Below are 25240 nucleotides of genomic sequence, written 5' to 3'. Positions count from 1 at the left end.
CAGACCCATGTCCATCCTTTCCGACCGCTGGATCCGCAAGCAGGCCCAGTCGAACCGCATGATCGAGCCGTTCGTAGAGAATCAGCGCCGCGACGGCTGCATCAGCTATGGCCTGTCCTCCTATGGCTATGACGCGCGCGTCGCCGACGAGTTCAAGATCTTCACCAATGTCGACAGCGCCGTGGTCGATCCCAAGGATTTCGCCGCCAACAGCTTCGTCGACCGCAAGACCGACGTCTGCATCATCCCGCCCAACAGCTTCGCCCTTGCCCGCACGGTCGAATATTTCCGCGTGCCGCGCGACGTGCTGGTGATCTGCCTTGGCAAATCCACCTATGCCCGCTGCGGCATCATCGTGAACGTCACGCCGCTGGAGCCGGGCTGGGAAGGCCATGTGACGCTGGAATTTTCCAATACCACGCCGCTGCCCGCCAAGATCTATGCCAATGAAGGCGCCTGCCAGTTCCTGTTCCTGCAGGGCAACGAGCCTTGCGAGGTCAGCTATGCCGACCGGGCCGGAAAATATATGGGACAGCAGGGCGTGACATTGCCGCGCCTGTGACGCTGTGGCAGCATCGCGGGCCATGAAGCGCACATGGCCCTCCCGATGCTGAGATTTCTGCGCCGATCCGACGACCAGGACGGGCTGCCTCCCAGTGTGGGGGATGACTGGCGCGTCTATGCGATCGGCGACATTCATGGTCGGCTCGACCTGCTCGACCATCTGCTCGGCATGCTCGCCGCCGACGATGCGCTGCGGCCTGGAAAGCGCCGGTGCCTCATCCTGCTCGGCGACCTGATTGATCGCGGGCCACATTCGGCCCAGGTGATCGAACGGGTCCGGGCACTGCACGGATCGGGCAGCGACATCCGGCTGCTCAAGGGCAATCATGAAGAGATTTTCGTCATGGCTGCGCGCGGCGATCAGGGCGCGGTCGGCTTCTTCCGGCGGATCGGCGGCATGCAAACGCTCGCCAGCTACGGCCTGCCGTTTTCGCTGAGCGCCGACATGGATGATGGGGCGATCGCCCACTGGATGCTGAACCATGTTCCGCGCGCGGATGTCGACTTCCTCGACAGCTTCGTCGATCATCTGACGGTCGGCGACTATCTGTTCGTCCATGCCGGCATCCGCCCCAGGGTGCCGATCGCCGAGCAGCGACCGTCGGACCTGCGCTGGATACGCGGCGACTTCCTCAACCATGGCGGACGGCATGACAAGATGGTCGTCCATGGCCATAGCATCACGCTGGAGGTCGAAAATCTGGCCAATCGCATCGGCATCGATACCGGCGCCTATTATTCCGGCCGGCTGACCGCCATCGGCCTGGAGGGCGCGGATCGCTGGTTCCTTCAGACCGGCGAGACCTGAGCCCTTCCAGAGCAACTGCCATGGCCTGGCGCTTTTGTTGCCGGTCCATGGCGGATCGCCCGCCATATTTCGTTCCCATGACCAACGGCAAAAAATGCCGACCAGCAGGGGACATATCATGCAGAAACGCCATGTTCTGGCGGGGCTTTCGCTCGCCACATGCCTTGTTGCGCCGACCCAACTGCTTGCCGCCCCTGCGCCGGACACGAACCTGTCGCAGCGGCACAAATTCTCCATCCCGTCGCAGCCCCTGAGCGGCGCGCTGCGGGCACTGTCGGCGCAGGCCGGCATTCGCATCCTGTTCCCCTATGACGAAGTCGCCAATATCCGCAGCCGCCGGGTCGAAGGATGGCTGAGCACCGACGATGCGCTCAGCCAGTTGCTGGCCGGCACCGAATTGCGCCGATCCCCGGCCGGCGCCGGCGTCATCGCCCTTATCATCCCGCCCAACCGCAGCGCGGTGCGCCGCCGCCCGCTGGCGATCCAGTTCGCCCAGGCGAGCGGCACCGCTACGCTCGATGGCCTCGCCATGGCGCCTGCGCCGGAGCCGGCAGCGGAATCCGCGCCCATCATCGTCACCGGCACCCGCCAGACGACCCGCACCGTCGCCGAAAGCCTGGCGCCGATCGACGTGCTGGGCGAAAAGGATCTGGAAGCCAGCGGCAAGCAGTCGGTGCGCGACCTGCTGGGCACGCTGGTGCCGTCGATCAACGTGTCGAACAACGGCGCCGGCGCCAGCTGGGCGGTGCGCACTTTGTCGCTGCGCGGCCTGGGCGGCGACCAGTTGCTGGTGCTGGTCAATGGCAAGCGACGGCACAATACCGCCACCCTGTTCATCAACGGGTCGGTCCAGAATGGCCAGTCGCCGCCGGACCTGGACCTGATCCCCGGCAATGCGATCCAGCGGATCGAGGTGCTGCGCGACGGCGCGTCGGCCCAATATGGGTCGGATGCGATCGCCGGCGTCGTCAACATCATCCTGAAGAACGACACCCAGGGCGGCGCGGCGCTGACCATGGGCAGCACCGCCGACAATGGCGGCTGGCAGGGCCGCTGGCAGATCGACAAGGGTTTCGCGATCGGGCCGGACGGCGGCTATATCCACCTGTCGGGCGAAGGCGTGCTGCAGGACAATACGGTGGTGAACAGCAGTCCGATCACCAGCAATCCCTTCTACCCCACCGGCGACGCGCGCAATGCCGACCCGGACCGCATCCGCGCCAGATATGGCCAGCCGCAGGTGATCGGCGGCAATGCCAGCTATGACGCGATGATGCCGGTCGGCGGCGACATGGAGCTGTACAGCTTCGGTACCTACTCCAAGCGGCATGCCGCCGGCTGGCTGACCTATCGCAATCCGGCGGCGCTCAACAACATCCTGGAGATTTACCCCGAGGGCTATATCCCGCGCATCCACGTCTATGACGAGGATTTTCAGGTCGCCGGCGGCCTGCGCGGCGAGATTGGCGGCGGCATTCATGTCGACCTGTCGACCAGCTACGCGCAGGACGAGGTCAAATATGCGCAGACCACATCGCTCAATCCCTCCATGGGGCCGGCCAGCCCGACCCATTTCTATCTCGGCAAGATCCGCTTCGACGAATGGACCAGCAATCTCGACTTCAGCAAGGAACTGGACATCGGCCTTGCCGGCCCGCTGTCCGTCGCGGTCGGCGCCGAATATAAGAAGAACAAGTTCCTGATCGGTCCGGGCGACCCGGAATCCTATATCGATGGCGGCTATGTCTCGCCGGCCGGCAGCTGGTTCGCGGGGGCGACGCGGACCGGGGTCGGGTCGCAGGGCGTCACCGGATTCCTGCCCGAAGGATCGGGTAGCTGGAGCCGCGACAACTGGAGCGCATACATCAACCTGGAAGGCCAGATCGTCGAGGGGCTGGAGTTCGGCCTGGCCGGGCGGCACGAGGATTATTCCGACTTCGGCACCACCGATACCGGCAAGGCGTCGCTGCGCATCGAGCCGTTTCGCGACTTTGCCATTCGCGGCACCGCCAGCACCGGCTTTCGCGCGCCGACGCTGCAGCAGCAACATTATGCCTCCTCCTCCACGATCAACGTCACCGTCAACGGCGTGAACCAGCTGCTGCCGGTGCAGGCGCTGCCGGTAGATGGCGTCGCCGCGCGAGCGCTGGGGGCGCAGCCGTTGAAGCCCGAAAAATCGACCAACTTTTCCGCCGGCATCGTCCTGACCCCGGCGCCCAATTTCAACGTCACGGTCGATGCCTATCAGATCAAGGTCAGGGACCGTATCCTGCTGTCCGAAACGCTGAGCGGCACGGTGGTCATGAACGCGCTGGCGGCAGCGGGCATCCAGGGCATTGCCGGCGGCCTCATCTTCTCCAACGCGGCCGACACGCGCACCCGCGGCCTCGACATCGTCAGCACCTATCGGGCCGGGCTGGGCGACCTTGGCACCGCGACGATCAGCCTGTCGGCCAATTTCAACAAGACCATCTTCACCCATATCGACCCGGTCCCCGACGAAATTGCCGCATCCGGGCTGGTGCTGATCGGCCGGGCCAAGCAGGGCGACCTTTCCGAAGGCACGCCGCGCGACAAGCTGATCGGCAACATCCTGTGGGAAAAGGGCGATTTCAACCTGAACCTGCGTGCCACCCGCTATGGCAAAATCTATCAGCGGGCGAGCGCCGCCGTCTATCATCCCGAGGATTTTGCCGCCTGCACCGCCGGTAGCACCGGCTGCACCCTGGGCTATGTCGACGAGAAGCTAAGCCCCAAGACGATCCTCGACCTCGAACTGGGCTACAAGCTGACCCAAGGGGTCAAGCTGTCGGTCGGCGCCAATAATCTGCTCAACACCTATCCCAACAAATTGAAGCCCGTGAACCGGACGGCCGGGAGCCTCTACAATGCCTATGCCCCCTATGGGATCAGCGGCGGTTTCTATTATGGCCGACTGAACCTGGAATTCTGACGCGACAGTTGAAAGTTCACAGTGTCGTGCGACGCCAAATCAGCCGTTTTCACGGCCTGGCGCGCCCGCCACGCGTCCCTGACGCGCCACCGAAGCGACAGTGACGCAACGGTGAAGCGACATCGAAGCGACAGTCAGGCGACAGCGAAGCGGCAGTTAGCGCCAGCCGGCCGCCTGCGCTGCCCGCTCGCCCTGCGCATCGGCAGGAGCGCCGTCGATCAGGCCGTCGATGGTAGCGAGAAGGCGCGGATCGGCCGAGGCGGCCTGACGATATTCGCTCGTCTCGCCTTTGCCGGGCACCGCCTGCAGCAATTGCCAGCCGGCATCGGTGCGGCAGGCAACGCCCGCCATGGCCGCGCCGTCGAAGCTGCGGCACCAGCCTCCGCCCTTGCGCCGGAAGCTGAGCCCGATGCGGACCGAGCCATCCTCCCCGGCCGAGGCCAGTTGACTGTCGAGCGCGGTGGCGAGCGATCCCTGTGCCAGCATCGCGCCGTCCTTTACCGCAATCGGCCCTGCCGGCCCGCCCGACATATGGCCGATGCCAAGGCCCAGCAGCAGGCTGGCGGCGATCGCGCCGCCCGTCGCCCACGCCCAGCGCCGCGACGGCCGGGCGATCGGCACCACCGTCGGCGGCGCCAGCATGGCCTGCATCGACGCGGGCACATCCTCCTGCGCGATCGGCGCGAAATGGCCGGCCAGCCGTGCGCGCAGCCGGCGATGCTGCTCCAGCCGGGCGGCCAGCGCGGGATCGTCCGCCACGGCGCGGTCAACCCGCCGCCGCGTCACCTCGTCCAGTTCGCCATCCACCCAGGCGATCAGCATGGCTTCGTCAATGTCGGTCATGCCGCTTCCCCCAAGAGTTCGATGAGCGCGCCGCGACCGCGCACCAGTCGCGAGGTCAGCGTGCCCATCGGTATGTTCAATATCGCAGCCGCCTCCTTGTAGGACAGCCCCTCCACCAGCACGAGCGCGATTGCCTCGCGCTGTTCGGGCGGCAATGCCTGCATCGCCCGATCGACGTCGGACAGGGTCATGGCCTGTTCCACCGCCTTGTCGCCCGCATAGCCGACATCGGCCCCCGCCTCTTCCGGGGCGAAGGTTTTGGCGGCGCGCTGCCGCGCGCGGCCCTCATCGATCCAAAGATTGCGCATGATCCGATACATCCAGCTGTCGAGCCGCGTGCCCGGTTGCCACTGGTCGCGGGCGCGCAGCCCCTTTTCCAGTGCCGCCTGGCACAGATCGTCGCCATCGGCGCGATCATGCGACAGGCTGGCGGCAAAACGCCGCAGCCGGGGCAGGATCGCCAGCAGGTCGCGCTCGAACGACATTATGTCTCCAACATATTCTTACAGGGATGAAACGTCCCTGCCCGGCCGTTTCATCCTTCAGAAAGTCCAGCAACCGGAATTTTTTTGACGATGGACGATTTTGACGCTGAAAAGGCCGGCGATGACCGGCGGGAAGAGACAGAGATGAGATGGATGCGCCCGTTGCTGATCGCGGGGCTGTGGCTGGCGGCACCGGGTGCGCAGGCGCAATTGCTGCCCGCCCCGGCCGCCGGGACGTTGGGGGGCGGTGCGCTGGGCGGGGTCGGCCAGATAGTGCCCGACACGCTCGACCGGCTGGGCGGTATCGTCGATCAGAGTGGACTGGACCGGCTGTCACCGGCACGTCTGGCCGATCGGCTGGCGGCAGCGCGCACGGCGCGGATCGACGCGCTGCTGCGCCAGCATGGCGACGCGGTCGAACTGGATGACCGGCGAGAGCCGGCGCGGCGCGGCATCATCCTGCTGACGGGGGCGGACGCGGCCGCGATCGAGACGCTGCGTGCGGCCGGCTATGGCGTGGAACGGATCGAGGCCGAGGGGATCGACATGGCGATCACCCGCCTGACCGTGCCGGACGGACAGAGCCTGGCGCGGGCGCTGCGCAGCGTGCGCAAGATCGCGCCCAAGGCGCAGGCGAGCGCCGACAATCTCTATTTCCCGAGCGGCGCGGCTGCGGAGGGACGATCCGCTACACTGGCGGGCCATGGCAGTGTCGGGCGCGGCGCGGCGGGCCTGATCGATGGCGGCGTGGCCGCCCATCCCGCGCCGGCCGGCGCGGTCGGGCAGCGCGGGCTCGCCGCGGGCCAGCGCCCATGGCACGGCGGTCGCGTCGCTGATCGGCGGATATGGCAGCGTGAAGGGCGCCGCGCCGGGCACGCCGCTGCTGGTCGCCGATGTCTATGGCGACGATCCGGCCGGCGGCAGCAGCTTTGCCATCGTCCGCGCGCTGGGCTGGATGGCGGCGCGCGGCGCGAAGGTAGTGACCATCAGCCTGGTCGGGCCGGACAATCCCTTGCTGGCCGGGGCGATCCGGCTGGTGCGCGACAAGGGGGTTATGCTGGTCGCGGCGGTCGGCAATGACGGCCCCGCCGCCCCGCCCGCCTACCCCGCATCCTACCCGCAGGTGATCGCGGTGACCGGCGTGGACGGGCGTGGACGGCTGCTGCCCGAGGCCGGGCGTGCGGCCCATGTCGATTTCGCCGCGCCCGGTGCGGACATGATGGCCGCCGACATGGCGGGCGGCCGGGACAAGGTGCGCGGCACATCCTTTGCGGCGCCTTTGGTGGCCGGGCGGCTGATGGCTGGCGGATCGGTCGAGGCGCTGCGGCGGGAGGCAAAACCCGGTCGCGGCAAGGGCTATGGCGCCGGCATATTGTGCGACACCTGCAGAAATATTGATTGAATTTCCGTATCTTGCGAGAAAGATTCAGACGTCCGGGATTAAAGCGAAACGCCCCGCCGTTGTCCTGTCATCGGATCAAGATGACCAAGGAGACGGTCCATGAAGACGCAGATTATCATCGCAACCGCCTGCCTCGCGGCGCTCACCACGGCCCCCGCCTCGGCCCAATTGCTGGGCGGCGGCGGCCTGGGTGGTGGGCTTGGCGGTGGCGGCCTGGGCGGCATGACCGGCGGCCTGGGCGGCACGCTGGGCGGTTCCTTCGGCGGATCGGGGAGTCTCGATCGCAGCATCGACCTCGACAATGGCCGGGTCGGTGCCAGCGGCAACGGCAATGGCCGCGCCGAAGGATCGGCAAGCCGTCGTGGCAAGAGCCGCTCGGCCAGCGGATCGGGATCGGCCAGCGGCAATCTGGCGGTCGATACGCTGGGCACCAGCGATGTGACCAGCGCGGCCGATGCGGCGCGCAGCCGGGCGAGCGACACGGTCGGCGCCGCACGGGACCGGGCGGAAAGCGGCGTCGCGACGGCGCGTGATCGGGCGAGCAGCACCGTGGCATCGGCCCGTGACCGGGCAGGCAGCACGGTTGCCACCGCGCGGGATCGGGCGGGCTCGACGGCCGGCGGCGCGCGATCAGCGGCGGGCAATGTCGCGGGCAGCGCGACCAATGCCGTCGGCAGCGCTGCCTCGATCGACGCCAGCGGGCAGGTTTCGGGCAGTGGCGAGACCCATGGCAGCACAAGCCAGCCGCAGAGCGAGGCCGCTACCCCTTCATCTTCCGATCAGGCGACCGATTGACCCCATAACCCCGTAGCCGTCGCCTGACGGAAACGGCCGGCGATCCCCATCGGATCGCCGGCCGCATCATGTCCGCAATCGGGCGACGGGATCAGCTGGATGCGACCACCATGGCGCGGGCGCGATCGGTCGCCGCGCGCTTGTCCCCCGCCAGTTTCTTGACCTCGGCGGCGACCACCGCGAAGCCACGCCCGGCCTCGCCCGCCCGTGCCGCCTCGATCGTGGCGTTGAGGGCGAGGAGATTGGTCTGGTTGGCGATGCCGCTGATCGTCTCGACAATATCGACCAGCCCGTCGACCGTGCTCTTGAGTTCCGCGCGCAAGATCTTGGACGGGGTGGTATCGGTCGCAATTTTGAGGATGCGCTCGACCTTCCCATTGGAATCCAGCACCGGATTATAAGTAGCCTGCAGCCAGACCTCGCGCCCGTCCCGTCCAAGCCGGCAATATTCACCGGCATCAAAATCGCCCCGCGCCAGCTTCTCCCAGAAATTGGCATAGACAGCCGAACGCGCCAGCTCCTCATCGCAGAACATGCGATGATGCCGGCCAGCAATTTCGTGCAGCGCATAGCCCATGGTGGTCAGGAACAGGTCGTTCGCCCACAACACCGTACCATCCGGTGCAAACTCGATCACCGCCTGCGAACGGCAGATGGCGTCCCAGACGGCATCGCGGCTATGTGGATGAATGGACTGGGCCATCAGCGTGAAAACTCCTTCCTGCCTGACGTAGCGGAAGGCAGTAAACATCGCTTTAAATTTTACATAAATTACATGTTTTGTCACAATCATGCGAGCACGGAAAAGGCCGGCTATCCCATCGGACCGCCGGCCTTTCCACCCCCTGACATGCAATCAGCGGTCGATCAGGCAACCCGCGCTTCGAGCGCCTCGACCTCATCGGGATCGCGCAGCACATAGCCGCGGCCCCAGACGGTCTCGATATAATTGTCGCCGCCGCAGGCCAGCGCCAGCTTCTTGCGCAGCTTGCAGATGAAGACGTCGATGATCTTGAGTTCGGGCTCGTCCATGCCGCCATAGAGATGGTTGAGGAACATCTCCTTGGTGAGGGTCGTGCCCTTGCGGAGCGAAAGCAGCTCCAGCATCGCATATTCCTTGCCGGTCAGATGGACGCGGTTGCCGTCCACTTCCACGGTCTTCGCGTCGAGGTTCACCGCCAGCTTGCCGGTGCGGATGACCGACTGCGAATGGCCCTTCGAGCGGCGGACCACGGCATGGATGCGCGCAATCAGTTCCTCGCGATGGAACGGCTTGGTGACATAATCGTCGGCGCCGAAGCCGAAGGAACGGACCTTGCTGTCCATTTCGGCGACGCCCGACAGGATCAGCACCGGGGTCTGCACCCGTGCCGCCCGCAGCTTTTTCAGCACGTCATAGCCGTGCATGTCGGGCAGGTTCAGGTCGAGACAGATGATGTCATAGTCGTACAGCTTGCCGAGATCGAGGCCCTCTTCCCCGAGATCGGTGGTGTAGACATTGAAGCCCTCGGTCGTGAGCATAAGCTCGATCGCCTTGGCGGTGGTCGGTTCGTCCTCAATCAGCAGCACGCGCATTGGAAGCCCCTTCGTGTCGCAGGTCCGTTCACCCCACCAGAACGGTTTCTGCTCGCAATCATTAACCAAAAAACTTCTGAAGGACAAAGGTTAATTTTTCGCTAACCCGCAGGAATCCGCGAGTCGTATAAAAACGAATCTATTTACAAAGCGTTGACCCCGTAACGAAGCCCGCCGAGTCAAGCTGGATTACGGGATGAAACGAGCAAAGTCCTGCCCTGGTTCCCCCTTTCGCACGGGCGATCCACGGCCGTCACAAGGCGGAAATTTGCACTTCGTAAACCAGCCTCAGCAACCATGGTGGCGGGTCAGGAAGTCGAGCAGCGCCTCCACCCGTGCCGGCCGCAGCCGCGAGGGCGGCGTCACCAGATGCAGGCCGAAGGGCGGCGGCCGCCAGTCGAGCAAAATCTCCTCCAGCTCGCCCGAGCGGATCGCATCGCCAACGATGAAATCGGGCAAACGGGCGATGCCGACGCCCAGCCGCAGCGCGGGCATCATCGCCTCGCCGCTGTTGACGGTGATGCGCGGGCGGACCTGCACCGTGACATTCTGCTGCCCCGGCCCGGTGAAGCGCCAGACATCGGGCGCGGTGACGTTGGAATAGCAGAGGCAGTCATGGCTGCCGAGGTCGGACGGATGGGTCGGACGGCCGCGCTCGGCCAGATAGGCGGGCGAGGCGACGACATGCATATGGACGTCGGCCAGCCGGCGCGCGCGCAGCGAACTGTCAGGCATGTCGGCGATGCGGATGGTGGCGTCGAGGCCGAGTTCGACGATGTCGATCTTGGCATCGGACAGATGCAGGTCGACATCGACCAGCGGATTTTCCTTGGTGAACTGCGCGATCAGCGGCGCGATCCGCAGCAGGCCGAAATTCATCGGCGCACCCAGCCGCACCGTGCCGGAGAGTTCGGCGGTCTCGTCGCGCGCAGCCTCCTCCGCCGCCTGCCCTTCGGCCAGGATGCGCTGGGCATGATCGGCAAGGCGCCGGCCGCTCTCGGTCAGCGCCAGGCGGCGACTGGTGCGGCTGAACAGGCTGGTGTCGAGATGCTGCTCCAGACGGGTCACCGCCTTGGATACGGTGGCCTTGGAGACGCTGAGCGCCTTGGCCGCGTCGGTAAAGCTGCGATGTTCGACCACGGCGGCGAACATCGCCCAGGCCTCGAAATCAGGTAGGCGCATAGGGAAACAATCCGTTTCAACACTGCTTATTCAAGAAACGAACCTGATCGCTAGATTGTCGGAAAGCAAGCCGGAAGCATCCGGCATCGCAATCGAAAGGCAGACCCCATGAGCACGACAACCGCGAGCCGCATCGAGCGCCGCCCGTTCGCGTCGCTCGGCCATGCCGACCATGGCTGGCTGAACGCACGGCACCATTTTTCCTTCGCCAATTACTATGATCCCGCCCGCATGGGCTGGGGCGCGATCCGGGTATGGAACGACGACGAGATCGGTCCGCGCTCGGGCTTTCCGCCCCACCCGCACAGCGACATGGAGATCATCACCTATGTCCGCACCGGCGCGATCACCCACCAGGACAGCCTGGGCAACAAGGGCCGCACCGAGGCGGGCGACGTCCAAGTGATGTCGGCCGGCACCGGTATTCGCCACGCCGAATATAATCTGGAGGACGAGACCACCACGCTGTTCCAGATCTGGGTCATTCCCCGGTCGGTCGGCGGGTCGCCCAGTTGGGGCGCCAAGCCCTTCCCGAAGGGCGATCGCTCTGGCAAGCTGGTCGTGCTGGCCAGCGGCCATGACGAGGACAAGGAAGCGCTGCGCATCCGGGCCGACGCCCGGTTGCTGGGCGGCACGATCAAGGCCGGCGACAGCGTGACCTATCAGGCCGGCGAAGGTCGCCATCTCTATCTGGTCCCGGCGACGGGCCGGATCGAGATTGACGGCCAGACCTTCGAGGCACGGGACGGCGCGGCCATCATCGGCGGCGCGCCCATCACCATCACCGCGGTCGAGGACAGCGAGATCGTCCTGGTCGACAGCGAATAGACATGACGCTTACGCACCGGTCCGTCATCCCCTCCCCCCGACGGACCGGTCCGGGTCGCCCGCATGCTCCCTCCCTTGTGCGGGCGACCACCCTTTCAACCTTTCAGTTTCAGATGAGGAGACGTGACAATGGCTAAGGTTCTGGTTCTCTATTATTCGTCCTACGGGCATATCGAAACGATGGCCAAGGCCATGGCCGAAGGCGCAGCCGCCGCCGGCGCGCAGGTCGACATCAAGCGCGTGCCCGAAACCGCACCGCTGGAAGTCGCAAAGGCTGCCCATTTCAAGCTGGACCAGGACGCCCCGGTCGCGACCGTCGCCGAACTGGCCGACTATGACGCGATCATCATCGGCACCGGCACCCGCTTTGGCCGCATGTCGAGCCAGATGGCGGCCTTCCTGGATCAGGCCGGCGGTCTGTGGGCGCGCGGCGCGCTCAACGGCAAGGTCGGTGGCGCCTTCACCTCGACCGCGTCTCAGCATGGCGGCCAGGAAGTCACCCTCTTCTCGATCATCACCAACCTGCTGCATTTCGGCATGACGATCGTCGGCCTGGACTATGGCTTTGCCGGCCAGATGGGCGTCGACAAGGTGCGCGGCGGTTCGCCCTATGGCGCGACCACCCTGGCCGATGGCGACGGCAGCCGCCAGCCGAGCGAGGAAGAGCTCGACGGCGCCCGCTATCAGGGCCGCCGGATCGCCGAAACCGCGATCAAGCTGCACGGTTAATCGCCGCCCGCGCCGTCTGGGGGACGCAGCCTGGCTGCGTTCTTCGGTCGCATGGGTGCGCCATCAGGTTGTTGGGAGCTGGCACGCCGGGACTGCGCGCCAGCTCCTTTTGCGTTTTATTATCCCAGCGTCTTGGGCGTGACCCAGACTTCGACCGGGGTGATGAACTTGCCCGGTGCGGGCTTGCCGACGACGACGCGGTCGGCGGTGACCAGTTCGCCATTTTCAAGGTTCAGCGACACCCAGGGCTTGGGCATGCGCTCGAACTTCATCTTCTGGATGGGCTGGCCGGTGGCCGTGTTCATGATGGTGGCAATGATAGACATAGGGCGCGGCCGCTAGCGCCTGCCCCTGCCCCCTGTCCAGAGCCGGAATCGGCAAAATATTTTCGCCCCTCGCGAAAAAAGTTGCTGCCCATGTCACATCGGGCACGGCCGTCTCGTCATGTCAGCAATAGCAAGCAAAGGAGCTGTATCATGACCGACAAGATCAATCCCTATGCCGCCGCGCCGCAGCTGATGAAGAGCTGGACCGCGCTGTCCACCGCTGTCGCCGACAGCCTGGAGCCGAGCCTGATCGAACTGGTGAAGATCCGTTCGTCGCAGATCAACGGCTGCGCCAATTGCATCAACATGCATACGTACGAAGCGCGCGAGAAGGGCGAGACCGAACAGCGCATCTACCTGCTGTCGGCCTGGCGCGAGGCGCCCTGCTACACCGACCGCGAGCGCGCCGCGCTGGCCTGGACCGAGGCGCTGACCGAGATTGCCAAGGGCCATGCCCATGAGGCCGCCAAGGAGGCGCTCAACTGGGAATTCACCGAGGAGGAACAGGTCAAGCTGACCCTGATGATCAACATCATCAATGGCTGGAACCGCATCGCCGTCGGCTTCAACCTCTGGTACGACATGCCGATGAAGGCAGCAGCCTGATGGCGCGGGGGACGCAGACGGACGCGGCGGCGCGCTTCGACCCGCTGCGTCCCCGCCTGATCCGGGTCGCCTATCGCATGCTGGGATCGGTCGCCGATGCCGAGGATGTGGTGCAGGATGCCTTCATTCGCTGGATGGGCACCGACCGCAACGCGGTGCGCGAGCCCGAAGCCTTTCTCCGCCGCATCGTCACCCGGCTCTGCCTGGACCAGATGAAGTCGGCGCGGGCGCAGCGCGAAACCTATGTCGGCCCCTGGCTGCCCGAGCCGGTGGTCGAGGAAGCGGACGAGGAAGAGGATGTCACCCTGCCGCTGATGCTGGCATTGGAGCGACTGTCGCCGCTGGAGCGGGCCGCCTTCCTGCTGCACGATGTGTTCGGCCTCGCCTTTGACGAGGTGGCCAGGACCATCCAGCGCGATGCCGCCGCCTGTCGCCAGCTTGCCGCCCGCGCGCGCGATCATGTCCGCGACGCGCGCCCCCGTTTCCAGATCGAGAAACAGTGCGGGCTGGAGATTGCCGGCGCCTTCTTCGCCGCGTCGCGCAGCGGCGACATGAGCACATTGGGCGCGCTGCTGGCGCAGGATGTCAGCTTCCACAGCGATGGCGGCGGCAAGCGCCCGGCCGCGATCCGCCCGGCGATCGGCCATGGCCAGGTGATGCAGGTCCACAAGGCGCTGGCCGTGCTGTTCGGCAAATATGGGTCGACCCTGCTGCGCACCTGCATGGTGAACGGCCTGCCCGGCTTCGTCACCCGCGAGGCCGATGGCGAGTTGCAGACCACCGCGCTCGACATTCAGGACGGCCAGGTGACCGCTATCTACATCATGCGCAACCCGGACAAGCTGCGCCATCTCCATTGAATGCTTAATCGCCGGATAAGCCCGTTCCTTGTCAAAATCGCAGCCCCTGCCGCGCCATGCCCGGATCGGGGACCGGGAGCGAAACAGAGATGGTTGGTGCGATCGGCGGCTCGGGCAATGGCTGGGGCCAGTTCAAGAAGGCGATGGAAGAATTTGCCGAAAAGGTTCGGCAGGGGAACCAGAATAGCGGCAGCACGACAGCGAAAGTGACAGAGGCGAGCACACCGGCGGCCACCACGCCGGTTGCGGCCAGCGAGCCGGTCGCCAGCGTCCAGCCGGCGGTCGAAACGACACCAACTGCCGCAGCGACCGCGCCGACGCCGGTGATCGCGAGCGAACCTGCGGTCGTCGTCAGCGACAGCGTTGCCCTGTCACCTTCGCTGTCGCCCCTGACCTATAGCGCGCCCACGCCGGCACCGCGATCGCAGGTCGTCGCGGCGCCGGAAACCACGCTCGACACGCAATTGTCCGACGCGGGCTATTATGCGTCACCGGCGGCATCGGCCGTCGCCGACCCGGTCGCCCCCGCCCAGCAGGAGGATGCCGCCGCGCTGAGCCAGGCGCAGGTCATCGCCCAGGCCGCCTACGCCCTGGTCGCCCGCGCCGGCGAGGATCATCGGCTGTCGCTGATCCAGCAGGGATGACGCCCCGCGCCGTCAGCGCGCCAGATAGCCGCCATCGACCGGATAATAGGTTCCGGTCATGAAGGAGGCGCGGTCGGACAGGAGGAAGCTGGTCATGGCAGCGATCTCCTCCGGGCGCGCCAGCCTGTCGAACGCATGCAGGCCGGCGAGGACCGCCCGTTCCCCATCGGTCATGGTCTTGCCGAGCGCCGGGGTCTCGACAAAGGCCGGCCCGACCGCATTCACCCTGATACCCTGGCCAGCATAGTCGAGCGCGGCGGTCTTGGTCATGCCGACGACCGCATGCTTGGACGTCACATAGGCGGCGGAACCGGCCCAGCCGACCGCGCCCAGGATCGAGGCCATGTTGACGATCGCGCCGCCACCGGATTTCAGCATCGCCGGGATCTGATATTTCATGCCGTAGAAGACGCTGTGCAGATCGACGCCGACGACCCGGTGCCAGTCATCGATGGCGATGTCGGCCAGCGGTGTGGACGGCGCGCCGATCCCGGCATTATTGACCGCCAGATGCAGTCCGCCGAAGGTTTCGACGGCGAAGTCGACACTGGCGCTGACCGCCTGTGCATCGCTGACATCGACCTTGAAGGCGCGCGCCCGATCCTCGCCACAGGATTGCGCGAGACGCTGCGCCCCCGCTTCGTCGAAATCGGCGATGACGACCTTCGCCCCTTCCGCCAGCAAATCCTTCACCACCGCTTCGCCGATGCCCGATGCACCGCCGGTGACGATCGCGACCCGATCCTGAAACAACGCCATTCCAACTGCTCCTTGATTATCGCCGCCGGGCGACGGCATGACCGATGGGAAATAAACTCGACTCAAAGTATCCGGTGCCGTATCCTTTTATACCGGAGCCGAATGGAAGGAAAGCAGGGATGGCCGCCGACACCAGCCAGCGGGCTGACGGATCAGGGAGCGACGGATCGGCGCGGCCGACCGGCCGGCCATCGCGCGAGGCGGCCGAACAGATTGAAGCGACGATGCTGGATGCGGCATTGGCGACCTTCATCGAGGCCGGTTTCCAGGGGGCCAGCATGGAGGCCATCGCCCGCCGCGCCGGGGTGACCAAGCGCACCCTCTATCGCCGCGCCCGGACCAAGTCGGACCTGTTCGTCGAGGTGGTCGAGCGCCTGGCCCGCCAGTCGGGCATGCCCAATCTGGCGCGGGTCGAGGCCGGTCCACTGGAACAGCGCTTGCAGGCGGCGGGCGAGATATTGCTCGGCTGGCTGCTCAATCCCCATGCGATCGCGCTATATCGCATGATCGTGGCGGAGGCGGCGCGTCAGCCGGGGCTGGCGCTCAGCGTCGATGGCCCGTTCCAGCGGGCGAGCACGGCGATCGCGGCCATCCTGGCCGAGGATGGCGGCCGGCCGGCAGAGACGGTCAGGCTGGGCGCGGACATGTTCGTGCGGCTGGTTGCCGGCGAGGCGCTGGACCGGGCGGCGCAGGGGATCGAGCCGGCCGGCGTTTCAGACCGGACGCATGCGCGCGCCATGGCGGCCATCGCCTTTTTCCTGGCAGGCTGGCGATCCTGGCCAGCGTCGGCGCCGTCCTTGTCCTAGAGCATCCAGCGGCTGAGCCGGGGCGACAGGCGGATGAGGTGCCACAGGGCGAAGGGCGCCAGCAGGGCGAGCGCGAGCAGCCAGGGCCTGGCCAGATAGGGCGTGCCATAATGGATGATCGCGACGTGCAGATACATGATGACCAGTGACGCCCGGCCGATCGCGGCGAGCGGTCCTGCCACCGGCGCGATGCGAGCGGACAGGCGGAAGAGCAGTAGCGACGTCGCAATGCCCGACCCGATCGAGAGCAAGGGCCAGCCATAGTCGGCCGCCTTCATGTTGAGCGTCGGCAGCCAGCCGACCAGCCCCGCCAGCGCGAGCAGGCCGAGCGGCGCGATCCAGAGGTTGCGCCAGTGCAGCCGGGGCCAGAGCGCACCGACCCAGAGCAGGATCATCGCCATCGGCACGCTCAGCAGGCCGAGCGGCGAAGCCGGCGTCATCCAGCCCAGCCCCTCCGCCAGCACCAGCAGTCCCGGCATCAGGATCAGCCAGCGCCGGTCGAGCGGATCGGGCCAGCGGTTGAGCACCAAGTTGAACAGGATGCGCGCCAGCATCAGGCAGGGCACGAACCAGAAGATGGTATAGGGGCCGCGCAGCCAATAGCCGCCGAGCAGGATCGGCAGCAGATCGCGCGGCCATTGATGGAAGATCGGCAGATTGCCCTTGGCCGGTTCGATGATCTGATCGGCCAGGATCAGCAGCGCAAGGAAGACCGCATAGGGGCGCATCTGGCCGAGCAACTGGCGCCGGGTGAAGGACCCGGCGGGATGCGGGCGCGAGAGCATGCCCGACAGCAGGAAGAAGAGCGGCATGTGGAAGCTGTACATGGCGTCGCGCAAAGCGCCGCGCGTCCAGACATGGCCGACCACCACGGCGATGATGCCGATGCCGCGCGCGACATCGACCCAGTCGAGCCGCTGCGGCGCATGTTGACAGGCAAGGCCCCTATTCTCCATCGGTTCCACGCCCTATAGGATGCGACGTGGGCGTCAATCGCCCAGCCAGATTACCCGGACGCCAGATTTCCCGATCGGATTGATATTTGACCCTGCTTAGCGACAAAGTGCTGTTCATCGATGGCGAGGCCATCATCCTCGACAAGCCGGCCGGCCTGCCGGTCGACGCGCCGCGCGACGGATCGATTGCCCTCGAAAACCACCTCGCCTCGCTGACCTTCGGCTTCCAGCGCTGGCCGCTGGCGGTCCACCGGCTGGACCGCGACACCAGCGGCTGCCTGCTGCTGGCGCGCAATCCCAAGGCGCACAAGCGCTTTGCCGCCGCGTTCGAGGCCGGCACGGTCGAGAAGCGCTATGTCGCGGTGCTGGAGGGCGTGCCCGAGGCAGATGAGGGCACGATCGAATTGTCGCTCAAGAAGGTCAGCACCCAGGCCCAGGGCTGGCGCATGATCGCGGCCAAGGCGGGCAAGCCCGCCGTCACCCACTGGCGCAAGCTGGCGGTGAAGGACGGCCGCGCGCTGATCGCCTTCACGCCGGAAACCGGCCGCACCCACCAGATCCGCGTCCATGCCCAGCATGGACTGGGCTTCGGCATTGTCGGCGACCCCGTCTATGGCGACGGCGAAGGCGCGATGCTGCTGCACAGCCGGTTCCTGAGCGTGCCGCGCGGCGACAACAAGCCGCCCGCGCAGGCGACCGCGCCGCTGCCGCAAAGCTTCGTCGATGCAGGCTTCGGCCCCGAGATATTGGAGGAAGCCGGGCTGTAAGCCCCGGCCCGCCGCCATGGTCGCCATCCCCGTCACCCGCTCCATCGCGATCGACAGCGACGAGATTGTCGAGAGCTTCGCGCGCGCGTCGGGGCCGGGCGGCCAGCATGTGAACACCACCGACAGCGCGGTGATGCTGCGCTTCGACGTCGCCGCATCGCCCGGGCTGCCCGATGTAGTGAAGCAGCGGCTGGCGGACCTGGCCGGATCGCGCATGACCCGCGACGGTGTGCTGATCCTGCGCAGCGAGGGCGCACGGTCGCAGCTGCTCAACCGGCAGGAGGTGCGCGAGCGGCTGTTCGCGCTGATCCGCGAGGCGACGATCGTGCCCAAGAAGCGGCGCCCGACCAAGCCAACCAAGGCATCGCAGAAGCGCCGCGTCGACGGCAAGGTCAAGCGCGCCGCCGTGAAACAGGGACGCGGCCGGGTCAGGATGGATTGAGCGCAATTACGCCTCTGGCCGAGCGGTGCGGGCCATCCTATATGCGTGCCCATGTATGATTTCGCTCCCTCCGCCGACGCCGACAAGGCGACGCTGTACGCCGATCTTCTGTCCGCTGCCGACGCGCTGACCCGCGACGAACCCGATGCGGTCGCCAATATGGCCAACCTGTCGGCGCTGATCTGGCAGTTCCTGCCCGACCTCAACTGGGCCGGCTTCTATCGCATGGTCGAGGATGAGCTGGTGCTGGGGCCTTTCCAGGGCAAGGCGGCCTGCATCCGCATCCCGCTGGGCCGCGGCGTGTGCGGCACCGCCGCCCAGACGCGCGAGACGCAGCTGGTGGCCGATGTCCACGCCTTCCCCGGCCATATCGCCTGCGACGCGGCGAGCGCGTCGGAGATCGTCGTGCCGGTGGTGCATGACGGCCGGCTGATCGGCGTGCTGGACCTGGACAGCCCCTGCCCCGCCCGGTTCGACAGTGCCGACCAGCAGGGGCTGGAAGCGCTGGTCGCGCGGGTCGCCGGCCGCATCGGCTGATCGCCGCCCTGCCCCGTTCCGGGACAGGATTTCATAAGCCGAACATGGCGTTGCACGGATCGTCATGCTAATTTCCGCGTTAGCATGATGACCGTGCGGGCGGCCTGACGCCCCTGCAGGAACAGGGAGCATGATGATGGCCGCGCGCTTATTCTTCGCCAGCAGCGCCATGGCGCTGATCGCCAGCCTTGCGGGGCCGGTTGCCGCGCAGGCACCGGTCGCATCCGGCACGAGCGTGGTCCGCACCACCACCACGGCGACGACAACGACCGCCACTGCCCATCGCTGGGGGCCGCGCTATGACGGGCGCTGGTATGCAGGCTGGGCCGCGCCGGGTGGCTGGCAAAGCTATCAGCGGCCGCGCGTGGGCTTTGCCCTGCCCGCCTACTGGGTCCATCCACGCTTCTTCATCGCCAATTATGGCGTCTATGGCCTGCCGGCGCCGACCAGCGGCTATGGCTGGTCGCGCTATTATGACGATGCGGTGATGACCGACCAATATGGCCGGGTGCGCGACGTGCGCAGCGGCATCGACTGGTCGCGCTATGAGGGCGGCTATGAAGAGGGCGCGCCGCAGCCGGCCGTCATCGCCAGTTCCGGTGGCGAGGCCGGCTATAGCGCGCCCGACGACATGGTGACCTATAGCCCCGCGCCGCAGCCTACGCCACAGCCCGCCCCGTCCAGCCGCCCCGGCGTGGACTATGATGCGCCGGCCTATGCCAGCAGCGCCGTCAGCCCGAGCGCGCCGACGGTGACGACTGTTGCGGCGGCTCCGACGCCTCCGCCAGCATCGGTGGCGGCGACGAGCGGCACGCACTGGTCGAACCAGCCGGCAACCACGACCGTCGTGTCGGCCGCGCCGCCGGTGCCCGGCCTGCCGCCGGGCGGCTATATTTCTGGCGGCTTCTATTATCCGCCGCCACTGGTGACGACCATCATCATCAATCCCGATGGCACGACCCAGGCGACCACCCGCTACGCGACCGAGGCAGCGCCGCGCTGAACCGTCCGGAACCGCAACCATGGGTTGGTGCGTTGACGGGCGGGATCAGGCGACGGGAGTGGCGCTATGCTGCATCATGTATCGGTGGGCACCAATGATGTGGCGCGGGCACGGGCCTTCTACGACCCGCTGATGGCGCTGCTGGGCTATCGCAGCCTGCGCGACCATCCCCATTCGCTCGACTATGGCGTGACCGACGTGGTGTTCAGCGTCGAGACGCCGGTCGATGGCGCGCCCGCGAGCGCCGGCAACGGCATCCATATCTGCTTCGTCGCGGCCGATCGCGGCGCAGTCGACGGATTTCATCGGCTGGCGCTGGAGCTGGGCGGCAGCGATGCCGGGCCGCCGGGCGTGCGGCCGCAATATGACGAGCATTATTATGGTGCGTTCGTGCGCGATCCCGACGGCAACAAGATAGAGGCGGTCACTTTTTCGGCGCGATAGGCGCCGCGCCGCGCGCGGCGAGGACCGATGCGGCGGGCTGCGGCCGGCCATAATGATAGCCCTGCGCGATATGGCAGCCGTGCTGGAGCAGCAAAGCGGCCTGTTCGGCGGTCTCCACGCCCTCGGCCACCACCTCCATGCGGAAGCTGCTTCCGAGCTTGATGACGGCGTCGACAATGGCGGCGTCGCCGGCATCGCTGTCGACATGGCTGACGAAGCTGCGGTCGATCTTCAGCACATTGACCGGATATTGCTTGAGGTGGCTGAGCGAGGCGAAGCCGGTGCCGAAATCGTCGAGGGCGATGCGCACCCCGCCGCGCGCGAACCGATCAAGCGCGCGCGCGACCTGATCGGCGCCGCGGCCAAGGAAGACCGATTCGGTCACCTCGATCTCGAAATTCTGTGCCGGCACGCCATGCTGATCCAGCCGGGCCAGGACATGATCGGCGAAATCGGCCTGGAGCAGATCCGCCGCCGAGGCATTGACCGCCACCCGGCCGGGATCGAAGCCCATCCGGAGCCAGGCCGCCATGTCGTGCAGCACCGCATCGAGCATGAGGTCGGTCAGGCGGATGGCCAGTTCGCCATGCTCGAAGGCGGCGGCGATGGTGGCGGGCGCCTGCACCCCGAGCCGGGGATGCTGCCAGCGCAGCAACGCCTCATAGCCCAGCACCTGCCCGCTGCGCATGTCGACCTTGGGCTGATAATAGGGTTCGACCAGCCGCTCGGCGATCACCTGGCGCGCCATGTGGATCATCGAACTGCGTTGCTGCGCGTCGGCGCGCAGCTGGGAATGGAACATGGTGAGTCGGCTGCGGCCGCTCGCCTTGGAGGCATAGAGCGCCAGGTCGGCCGCCTTGAACAGTTCATGCGCGTCGTCGCCATGTTCGCCGAACACGGCGCCACCGACGCTGACCCCGGCTTCGAGCAATTGCCCCTGATAGGCGAAGGGCACCCGCATCTTGTCCAATATCGCCTGGCTGCAGGCCTGCACGGTCGCACTATCCACCAGCGAGGCAGCGATCAGGCCGAATTCGTCGCCGCCGAGGCGCCCGACCACCGCATCGGACGGCGCCGCCGCGGCTAGCCGCTCGGCAAAGCCGCAGAGCAGCGCATCGCCCGCGTCATGGCCAAGCGAATCGTTGATCCGCTTGAGGTCATCAATGTCGAACAGCATCAGGCCAAAGCCCGCGCCGGTCGGGCGCGCCTGATCCGCCAGTTCCTCCAGCACGCCCTGCCACAATGTCCGGTTGGGCAGCCGCGTCATCGGATCGTGGGTGGCGGCCCAGCGGATGCGTTCTTCCGCATCGCGCTGTTCGGTGACATCCAGGAAGGTGACGATGATCCGGCGCAACTGGCCGACTTCGGTGCGCGTCGCCCAGCCGGTGCTGCGGATCCAGCGCAGCGCGCCATTGTCGGCGCGATGGACGCGCAGGGTCGCCTCGAAATGCGGCGGCAGGACATTGGCGGCGACACCGTCCATCATCGCCTTGAGCTTGTGCCGATCATCGGGATGCACCAGCGACAGGGCCAGTTCGGTGGTCGCCGGCGCGTCCGCCGTCAGGCCCAGCATCGCCCGGAACTCCGCCGACCAGCTACGCTGGCCCGAGCGGGCATCATAATCCCAGATGCCGAGCCGCGCCGACTGCACCGCGAGGCGAAAATGCTCCTCGCTCTCCGCCACCGCCTGCTGCGCCAGCTTCTGATTATGGATATCCTCCAGCGTGCCATACCAGCGGATGATCGCGCCCTTGCCATCGCGCCGGGCGGCCGCGCGGGCGCGCATCCAGCGATAGCTGCCATCGCGCAGGCGCAGGCGATAATCGACATCGACCGGATCGCCCGACTGGAGCCGCTCGCGCCATAGCGCCAGCGTCCGGTCCATGTCGTCGGGATGCAGGGCGTTGATCCAGCCGGCGCCCATCGCCTGTTCGGGCGAGCTGCCGGTCAGATCGCGCCAGCGCGGCCCGACCTCCTCTATCGCGCCATCGGGGGTGGCCGTCCAGGGAACCTGAGGACTGAGCTCTACCGACCAGCGATGATGTTCGCGACTTTCCGCCAGCGCGGTTTCCAGCAGTTCAGCCTGTTTGTCGCGACGATCATGCATATCCTCGACCGTTCCATACCAGCGCCATGCCCCTGCGGGCATTGCCTGCCGCGTCATGCGGAGCAGGCACCAGCGGCTTGCGCCATCTGCGCAACGCAGGCGAACGACCAGCGGTTCCGGCTGCGACGACGCGGCGGCGGCCCGTATGATGATCCCGATATCGACCGAATCAAAGCCCTTGCGCCAGCCATGGCGCATCAGCCCCATGCGAAGCCCCCCGCCCCGCACCTCGCCCTCGACCCAGTAGGTCAGCAGGCGACCGCGATAATCCGCGAACCAGTGAATGACGGGCGGGCGTACATGCTTGATCTTGGACGATAATGCCCTGTGCGCGACATGGGCGCCGGACGGCATATGGGCCGCAGGCCCGCCAAATTCGCGGGCGCCATCGCCAAAGCGCCGATCAGCGAAGCGATCCATCGCCCATCCCCGATTGCCGTGCCGCCCTGTTCCTCATGCCGGCGATGATGCAGGAAAAGCTTAAACAAGCCTGCACGTAACCGGAATGACCGGGAATCTGTAAATTACAGAAATTGCCCCGTCAGCGGCGTAGAATGGCGGCCAGTTCGACCGGCAGCGGCGGCTCATCGCGTGGCATGACGACCCGGATCGCCTGCGCCTGCTCCTCCGGATCGAAGCGGACCCAGCCGGCGCGGCTGAGCTTTTCGAGCGGACGATAGCGGATCTTATACTGCATCCGCTGCGAGCCATCGACCCAATAGCCCAGATACACATAGGCGAGGCCCGCACGGGCGGCGCGCTGGATATGATCCATGATGATGAAGTTGCCGAGGCCCGGACGATCTTCCAGTTCGGTGTCGAAGAAGCTGTAGATCATCGACAGGCCGTCGCCCTGGCGATCGGTCAGGCAGGCACCGACCAGCTTGCCGGGGTGGCCATCCTCGCCGGGCAGGCGATATTCGACGACATGGCTTTCGACCGGGGTCTGTTCGACCATGTCGGCAAAGTCCATCTCGTCCATTTCGGTCATGCCGCCGCCGGGATGCCGCGCGCGCAGATAGCGCTGGAGCAATTCGAACTGCTCCTCGGTCGACCAGGGCTTGCAGGCGGTGACGACGAGGTCGCTGTTGCGGCGGATCAGCTTGCGCTGGGTCGCGTTGGGCTTGAACTCCTGCGCGACGACGCGGACCGACACGCAGGCCGAGCAATCGGCGCAGCTGGGGCGATAGGCGACATTCTGGCTGCGGCGGAAGCCGATGCGGCCGAGCGCATCATTGAGTTCCGAGGCATTGTCGCCGTTGAGTTCGGTGAAGACCTTCCGCTCGCTCTTGCCCGGCAGATAGGGGCAAGGGCTGGGGTTCGTCACGAAGAAACGCGGAAAGCGGAATGGTGCGCTCATGCCTCTCCCCCCGATTCAGTCATGCGAATTTGCCTTTTCATGGTCGGACTATGCCGTCCCGGCCCAACCATGAAAAGGTCATTTACCACGAAATTTTTACCGATGGTTAAGCATGTCCCAAAATCAGGCAACCTCGATCGGCGCGACCTCGTAACCGGCCGCGCCCAGCGCCGTGATCAGCCGCTGGAGGTGGGCGCCATCGCGGGTTTCGCACTCGACGTCGAGGCTGAGCCCCTTGGCCGGCAGATTGGTGAAGATGCGCTGGTGCGACAGTTCCAGGATGTTGACCGCTTCCTGATCGAAGATGCGGGCGACATGGAACAGCGCGCCGGGCCGATCCTGCAGGATGATGCGCAAGCGGGCGAGACGGCCCGAGCGGGCGAGATCGCGCAGCAGCACATTGGCGAGCAGGCGGGTGTCGATATTGCCGCCGGTCAGGATCAGGCCGACATTGCGACCGGCGAACTGCTCGCGATAGCTGAGCAGAGCGGCCAGGCCAGCGGCACCGGCCCCCTCCACCACCGTCTTCTCGATCTGGAGCAGCAGGCTGACCGCCTCCTCCAGCCGGCGTTCGGTGACCAGCAGCACATCGTCGGCGAGACGCTCGACGAAGCGGCGGGTGAGTTCGCCCGGCTGCTTCACCGCAATACCCTCGGCCAGCGTGTCGCCGTCGCAGGCGAGGTCCGCGCCCTTGATGAAATCATACATCGACGGATACAGCTCCGCCTGGACGCCGATCAGGCGGATATCCGGCTTCATCGCGCGCGCCGCGGTGGCGATGCCCGAGAAGAGGCCGCCGCCGCCGATCGGTATGATCAGCGTGTCGATCTGCGGCGCATCCTCCAGCATTTCCAGACCGACCGTGCCCTGGCCGGCGATGATGTCGGGCTCGTCGAACGGATGGATGAAGGTCAGGCCCTGCTCCACCTCCAGCTTGCGGGCATGGGCATAGGCGTCATCGAACTTCTCGCCATATTGGACGACGGTGGCGCCATGGCCCTGGGTCTGGGTGACCTTCACGATTGGCGTGGTGGTGGGCATGACGATGGTGACGGGCACGCCAAGACGCTTGCCATGATAGGCAAGCCCCTGCGCATGGTTGCCGGCCGAGGCGCCGATCACGCCCTTGGCCTTGGCCGCTTCATCGAGTTGCAGCAGGCGATTGAGCGCGCCGCGTTCCTTGTAGGCGGCGGTGAACTGGAGATTTTCGAACTTCAGATAGACGTTGCAGCCAAGCATTTGCGAGAAGGTCTGGCTAATGAGCGTCGGCGTCTTGACGATCGACCCGGAAATGCGTGTCCGGGCCGCAAGGATGTCATCGACGGTGACGGGCAGCGGCAGGGCGCCCTCTATCTTGCTCAGCGTGTTCATGGCGCAGCGCCCTAACGCAAAATTGCCGGTGAAGAAACTGGCACTTGCCGAAAACTGGCCCTATGGCTTGGTTGCACGCACGAAATGT

The 25240-nt window shown here is 66.3% G+C and carries 26 protein-coding genes and 1 pseudogene; 16 read left to right on the top strand and 11 right to left on the bottom strand.

What is annotated here, in order from left to right:
- Window positions 1-7: 7 nt before the first annotated feature.
- The 3 genes from dcd to CG471_RS03875 all read left to right on the top strand — a co-directional run bounded on the left by dcd (window position 8) and on the right by CG471_RS03875 (window position 4325).
- Entirely contained in the window at window positions 8-562 is a 555-nt protein-coding gene (gene dcd / locus CG471_RS03885; RefSeq protein WP_004212213.1) for a dCTP deaminase, read from the top strand.
- Window positions 563-595: 33 nt separating this feature from the next.
- A complete protein-coding gene (locus CG471_RS03880; protein ID WP_099230758.1) occupies window positions 596-1372 on the top strand; it encodes a metallophosphoesterase family protein in 777 nt (258 codons plus the stop codon).
- Between the two features lie 118 nt (window positions 1373-1490).
- On the top strand, window positions 1491-4325 hold the full coding sequence (locus CG471_RS03875) for a TonB-dependent siderophore receptor (protein WP_099230778.1): 2835 nt from the start codon (window positions 1491-1493) through the stop codon (window positions 4323-4325).
- A gap of 156 nt (window positions 4326-4481) precedes the next feature.
- On the opposite strand, the gene CG471_RS03870 is transcribed toward CG471_RS03875, so the two are convergent.
- Window positions 4482-5168, bottom strand: coding sequence for an anti-sigma factor (locus CG471_RS03870; RefSeq protein WP_099230756.1), 687 nt, complete (start codon window positions 5166-5168; stop codon window positions 4482-4484).
- Complete coding sequence (locus CG471_RS03865) at window positions 5165-5653, bottom strand: RNA polymerase sigma factor (RefSeq protein ID WP_099230754.1); 489 nt, start codon at window positions 5651-5653, stop codon at window positions 5165-5167. Before CG471_RS03865 ends, CG471_RS03870 begins: the two co-directional genes overlap by 4 nt.
- Window positions 5654-5743: 90 nt before the next feature.
- On the opposite strand from CG471_RS03865, the pseudogene CG471_RS03860 reads away from it, so the two are divergent.
- Together CG471_RS03860 and CG471_RS03855 are read left to right on the top strand one after the other, a co-directional pair.
- A pseudogene (locus tag CG471_RS03860) lies at window positions 5744-7055 on the top strand (S8 family serine peptidase).
- Window positions 7056-7154: 99 nt separating this feature from the next.
- Complete coding sequence (locus tag CG471_RS03855; protein ID WP_099230752.1) at window positions 7155-7850, top strand: hypothetical protein; 696 nt, start codon at window positions 7155-7157, stop codon at window positions 7848-7850.
- A gap of 91 nt (window positions 7851-7941) precedes the next feature.
- Here CG471_RS03855 and CG471_RS31635 read toward each other — a convergent pair whose 3' ends face one another.
- The 3 genes from CG471_RS31635 to CG471_RS03840 all read right to left on the bottom strand — a co-directional run bounded on the left by CG471_RS31635 (window position 7942) and on the right by CG471_RS03840 (window position 10607).
- A complete protein-coding gene (locus CG471_RS31635) occupies window positions 7942-8553 on the bottom strand; it encodes a methyl-accepting chemotaxis protein (protein ID WP_099230750.1) in 612 nt (203 codons plus the stop codon).
- Between the two features lie 164 nt (window positions 8554-8717).
- Window positions 8718-9425 carry a response regulator transcription factor CtrA gene (gene ctrA / locus CG471_RS03845; protein ID WP_004212203.1) on the bottom strand — a complete coding sequence of 236 codons (708 nt, stop codon included), beginning with the start codon at window positions 9423-9425 and terminating at the stop codon, window positions 8718-8720.
- Between the two features lie 288 nt (window positions 9426-9713).
- On the bottom strand, window positions 9714-10607 hold the full coding sequence (locus tag CG471_RS03840; RefSeq protein WP_029548055.1) for a LysR family transcriptional regulator: 894 nt from the start codon (window positions 10605-10607) through the stop codon (window positions 9714-9716).
- A 108-nt stretch (window positions 10608-10715) separates the two neighbouring features.
- Here CG471_RS03840 and CG471_RS03835 point away from each other — a divergent pair, with 108 nt between their 5' ends.
- Window positions 10716-11435, top strand: a complete 720-nt coding sequence (locus CG471_RS03835) for a pirin family protein (RefSeq protein ID WP_099230748.1) — start codon at window positions 10716-10718, stop codon at window positions 11433-11435.
- 129 nt (window positions 11436-11564) lie between these two features.
- On the top strand, window positions 11565-12164 hold the full coding sequence (wrbA, locus tag CG471_RS03830) for an NAD(P)H:quinone oxidoreductase (RefSeq protein ID WP_004212197.1): 600 nt from the start codon (window positions 11565-11567) through the stop codon (window positions 12162-12164).
- A gap of 119 nt (window positions 12165-12283) precedes the next feature.
- Here the strand turns inward: wrbA and CG471_RS03825 are convergent, their stop codons facing one another.
- Complete coding sequence (locus tag CG471_RS03825; protein WP_010339971.1) at window positions 12284-12490, bottom strand: hypothetical protein; 207 nt, start codon at window positions 12488-12490, stop codon at window positions 12284-12286.
- Window positions 12491-12640: 150 nt separating this feature from the next.
- Between CG471_RS03825 and CG471_RS03820 the strand changes: the two genes are divergently transcribed.
- The 3 genes from CG471_RS03820 (at window position 12641) to CG471_RS03810 (ending at window position 14600) form a co-directional block, all read left to right on the top strand.
- Window positions 12641-13096 carry a carboxymuconolactone decarboxylase family protein gene (locus tag CG471_RS03820; RefSeq protein ID WP_099230746.1) on the top strand — a complete coding sequence of 152 codons (456 nt, stop codon included), beginning with the start codon at window positions 12641-12643 and terminating at the stop codon, window positions 13094-13096.
- Window positions 13096-13956 (top strand): sigma-70 family RNA polymerase sigma factor, encoded by an 861-nt coding sequence (locus tag CG471_RS03815; RefSeq protein ID WP_099230744.1) that lies wholly within the window; start codon window positions 13096-13098, stop codon window positions 13954-13956. Before CG471_RS03820 ends, CG471_RS03815 begins: the two co-directional genes overlap by 1 nt.
- 89 nt (window positions 13957-14045) lie before the next feature.
- A complete protein-coding gene (locus CG471_RS03810) occupies window positions 14046-14600 on the top strand; it encodes a hypothetical protein (protein ID WP_099230742.1) in 555 nt (184 codons plus the stop codon).
- 12 nt (window positions 14601-14612) lie between these two features.
- On the opposite strand, the gene CG471_RS03805 is transcribed toward CG471_RS03810, so the two are convergent.
- Window positions 14613-15359 (bottom strand): SDR family NAD(P)-dependent oxidoreductase, encoded by a 747-nt coding sequence (locus CG471_RS03805; protein WP_099230740.1) that lies wholly within the window; start codon window positions 15357-15359, stop codon window positions 14613-14615.
- Between the two features lie 119 nt (window positions 15360-15478).
- Between CG471_RS03805 and CG471_RS03800 the strand changes: the two genes are divergently transcribed.
- A complete protein-coding gene (locus CG471_RS03800; protein ID WP_099230738.1) occupies window positions 15479-16165 on the top strand; it encodes a TetR/AcrR family transcriptional regulator in 687 nt (228 codons plus the stop codon).
- Here the strand turns inward: CG471_RS03800 and CG471_RS03795 are convergent.
- Complete coding sequence (locus tag CG471_RS03795; protein WP_099230736.1) at window positions 16162-17121, bottom strand: acyltransferase family protein; 960 nt, start codon at window positions 17119-17121, stop codon at window positions 16162-16164. The two genes, CG471_RS03800 and CG471_RS03795, sit on opposite strands and share 4 nt — an antisense overlap.
- An 86-nt stretch (window positions 17122-17207) precedes the next feature.
- On the opposite strand from CG471_RS03795, the gene CG471_RS03790 reads away from it, so the two are divergent.
- The 5 genes from CG471_RS03790 (at window position 17208) to CG471_RS03770 (ending at window position 20314) form a co-directional block, all read left to right on the top strand.
- Window positions 17208-17888, top strand: a complete 681-nt coding sequence (locus CG471_RS03790; protein WP_099230734.1) for an RluA family pseudouridine synthase — start codon at window positions 17208-17210, stop codon at window positions 17886-17888.
- Between the two features lie 16 nt (window positions 17889-17904).
- The gene (arfB, locus tag CG471_RS03785; protein WP_010339963.1) at window positions 17905-18330 is read left to right on the top strand and encodes an alternative ribosome rescue aminoacyl-tRNA hydrolase ArfB; all 426 of its coding nucleotides are present in this window, start codon (window positions 17905-17907) and stop codon (window positions 18328-18330) included.
- A gap of 51 nt (window positions 18331-18381) precedes the next feature.
- A complete protein-coding gene (locus CG471_RS03780) occupies window positions 18382-18867 on the top strand; it encodes a GAF domain-containing protein (RefSeq protein WP_099230732.1) in 486 nt (161 codons plus the stop codon).
- A gap of 130 nt (window positions 18868-18997) precedes the next feature.
- A complete protein-coding gene (locus CG471_RS03775) occupies window positions 18998-19870 on the top strand; it encodes an RcnB family protein (protein WP_099230730.1) in 873 nt (290 codons plus the stop codon).
- A gap of 66 nt (window positions 19871-19936) precedes the next feature.
- Window positions 19937-20314 carry a VOC family protein gene (locus CG471_RS03770; protein ID WP_099230728.1) on the top strand — a complete coding sequence of 126 codons (378 nt, stop codon included), beginning with the start codon at window positions 19937-19939 and terminating at the stop codon, window positions 20312-20314.
- Here the strand turns inward: CG471_RS03770 and CG471_RS03765 are convergent.
- The 3 genes from CG471_RS03765 to CG471_RS03755 all read right to left on the bottom strand — a co-directional run bounded on the left by CG471_RS03765 (window position 20295) and on the right by CG471_RS03755 (window position 25152).
- Window positions 20295-22841 carry a GGDEF domain-containing phosphodiesterase gene (locus CG471_RS03765; RefSeq protein WP_099230727.1) on the bottom strand — a complete coding sequence of 849 codons (2547 nt, stop codon included), beginning with the start codon at window positions 22839-22841 and terminating at the stop codon, window positions 20295-20297. The genes CG471_RS03770 and CG471_RS03765 overlap by 20 nt on opposite strands.
- Before the next feature lie 121 nt (window positions 22842-22962).
- Entirely contained in the window at window positions 22963-23781 is an 819-nt protein-coding gene (locus CG471_RS03760; protein ID WP_099230726.1) for an arginyltransferase, read from the bottom strand.
- A gap of 123 nt (window positions 23782-23904) precedes the next feature.
- A complete protein-coding gene (locus tag CG471_RS03755; RefSeq protein WP_004212176.1) occupies window positions 23905-25152 on the bottom strand; it encodes a threonine ammonia-lyase in 1248 nt (415 codons plus the stop codon).
- Between the last annotated feature and the right edge of the window lie 88 nt (window positions 25153-25240).

The sequence above is a fragment of the Sphingobium sp. IP1 genome (genome assembly GCF_002708645.1).
GTDB lineage: Bacteria > Pseudomonadota > Alphaproteobacteria > Sphingomonadales > Sphingomonadaceae > Sphingobium > Sphingobium yanoikuyae.
The sequence above is the reverse complement of the archived record's forward strand: the minus strand, read 5'-3'. Positions and strand labels throughout refer to the sequence as shown.

What these genes read in the sequence shown, in the direction of transcription:
- dcd (WP_004212213.1), top strand. Translation starts at nt 8, where the DNA reads ATGTCCATCCTTTCCGACCGCTGGATCCGCAAGCAGGCCCAGTCGAAC.
- CG471_RS03880 (WP_099230758.1), top strand. Translation starts at nt 596, where the DNA reads ATGGCCCTCCCGATGCTGAGATTTCTGCGCCGATCCGACGACCAGGAC.
- CG471_RS03875 (WP_099230778.1), top strand. Translation starts at nt 1,491, where the DNA reads ATGCAGAAACGCCATGTTCTGGCGGGGCTTTCGCTCGCCACATGCCTT.
- CG471_RS03870 (WP_099230756.1), bottom strand. Translation starts at nt 5,168, where the DNA reads ATGACCGACATTGACGAAGCCATGCTGATCGCCTGGGTGGATGGCGAA.
- CG471_RS03865 (WP_099230754.1), bottom strand. Translation starts at nt 5,653, where the DNA reads ATGTCGTTCGAGCGCGACCTGCTGGCGATCCTGCCCCGGCTGCGGCGT.
- CG471_RS03855 (WP_099230752.1), top strand. Translation starts at nt 7,155, where the DNA reads ATGAAGACGCAGATTATCATCGCAACCGCCTGCCTCGCGGCGCTCACC.
- CG471_RS31635 (WP_099230750.1), bottom strand. Translation starts at nt 8,553, where the DNA reads ATGGCCCAGTCCATTCATCCACATAGCCGCGATGCCGTCTGGGACGCC.
- ctrA (WP_004212203.1), bottom strand. Translation starts at nt 9,425, where the DNA reads ATGCGCGTGCTGCTGATTGAGGACGAACCGACCACCGCCAAGGCGATC.
- CG471_RS03840 (WP_029548055.1), bottom strand. Translation starts at nt 10,607, where the DNA reads ATGCGCCTACCTGATTTCGAGGCCTGGGCGATGTTCGCCGCCGTGGTC.
- CG471_RS03835 (WP_099230748.1), top strand. Translation starts at nt 10,716, where the DNA reads ATGAGCACGACAACCGCGAGCCGCATCGAGCGCCGCCCGTTCGCGTCG.
- wrbA (WP_004212197.1), top strand. Translation starts at nt 11,565, where the DNA reads ATGGCTAAGGTTCTGGTTCTCTATTATTCGTCCTACGGGCATATCGAA.
- CG471_RS03825 (WP_010339971.1), bottom strand. Translation starts at nt 12,490, where the DNA reads ATGTCTATCATTGCCACCATCATGAACACGGCCACCGGCCAGCCCATC.
- CG471_RS03820 (WP_099230746.1), top strand. Translation starts at nt 12,641, where the DNA reads ATGACCGACAAGATCAATCCCTATGCCGCCGCGCCGCAGCTGATGAAG.
- CG471_RS03815 (WP_099230744.1), top strand. Translation starts at nt 13,096, where the DNA reads ATGGCGCGGGGGACGCAGACGGACGCGGCGGCGCGCTTCGACCCGCTG.
- CG471_RS03810 (WP_099230742.1), top strand. Translation starts at nt 14,046, where the DNA reads ATGGTTGGTGCGATCGGCGGCTCGGGCAATGGCTGGGGCCAGTTCAAG.
- CG471_RS03805 (WP_099230740.1), bottom strand. Translation starts at nt 15,359, where the DNA reads ATGGCGTTGTTTCAGGATCGGGTCGCGATCGTCACCGGCGGTGCATCG.
- CG471_RS03800 (WP_099230738.1), top strand. Translation starts at nt 15,479, where the DNA reads ATGGCCGCCGACACCAGCCAGCGGGCTGACGGATCAGGGAGCGACGGA.
- CG471_RS03795 (WP_099230736.1), bottom strand. Translation starts at nt 17,121, where the DNA reads ATGGAGAATAGGGGCCTTGCCTGTCAACATGCGCCGCAGCGGCTCGAC.
- arfB (WP_010339963.1), top strand. Translation starts at nt 17,905, where the DNA reads ATGGTCGCCATCCCCGTCACCCGCTCCATCGCGATCGACAGCGACGAG.
- CG471_RS03780 (WP_099230732.1), top strand. Translation starts at nt 18,382, where the DNA reads ATGTATGATTTCGCTCCCTCCGCCGACGCCGACAAGGCGACGCTGTAC.
- CG471_RS03775 (WP_099230730.1), top strand. Translation starts at nt 18,998, where the DNA reads ATGATGATGGCCGCGCGCTTATTCTTCGCCAGCAGCGCCATGGCGCTG.
- CG471_RS03770 (WP_099230728.1), top strand. Translation starts at nt 19,937, where the DNA reads ATGCTGCATCATGTATCGGTGGGCACCAATGATGTGGCGCGGGCACGG.
- CG471_RS03765 (WP_099230727.1), bottom strand. Translation starts at nt 22,841, where the DNA reads ATGGATCGCTTCGCTGATCGGCGCTTTGGCGATGGCGCCCGCGAATTT.
- CG471_RS03760 (WP_099230726.1), bottom strand. Translation starts at nt 23,781, where the DNA reads ATGAGCGCACCATTCCGCTTTCCGCGTTTCTTCGTGACGAACCCCAGC.
- CG471_RS03755 (WP_004212176.1), bottom strand. Translation starts at nt 25,152, where the DNA reads ATGAACACGCTGAGCAAGATAGAGGGCGCCCTGCCGCTGCCCGTCACC.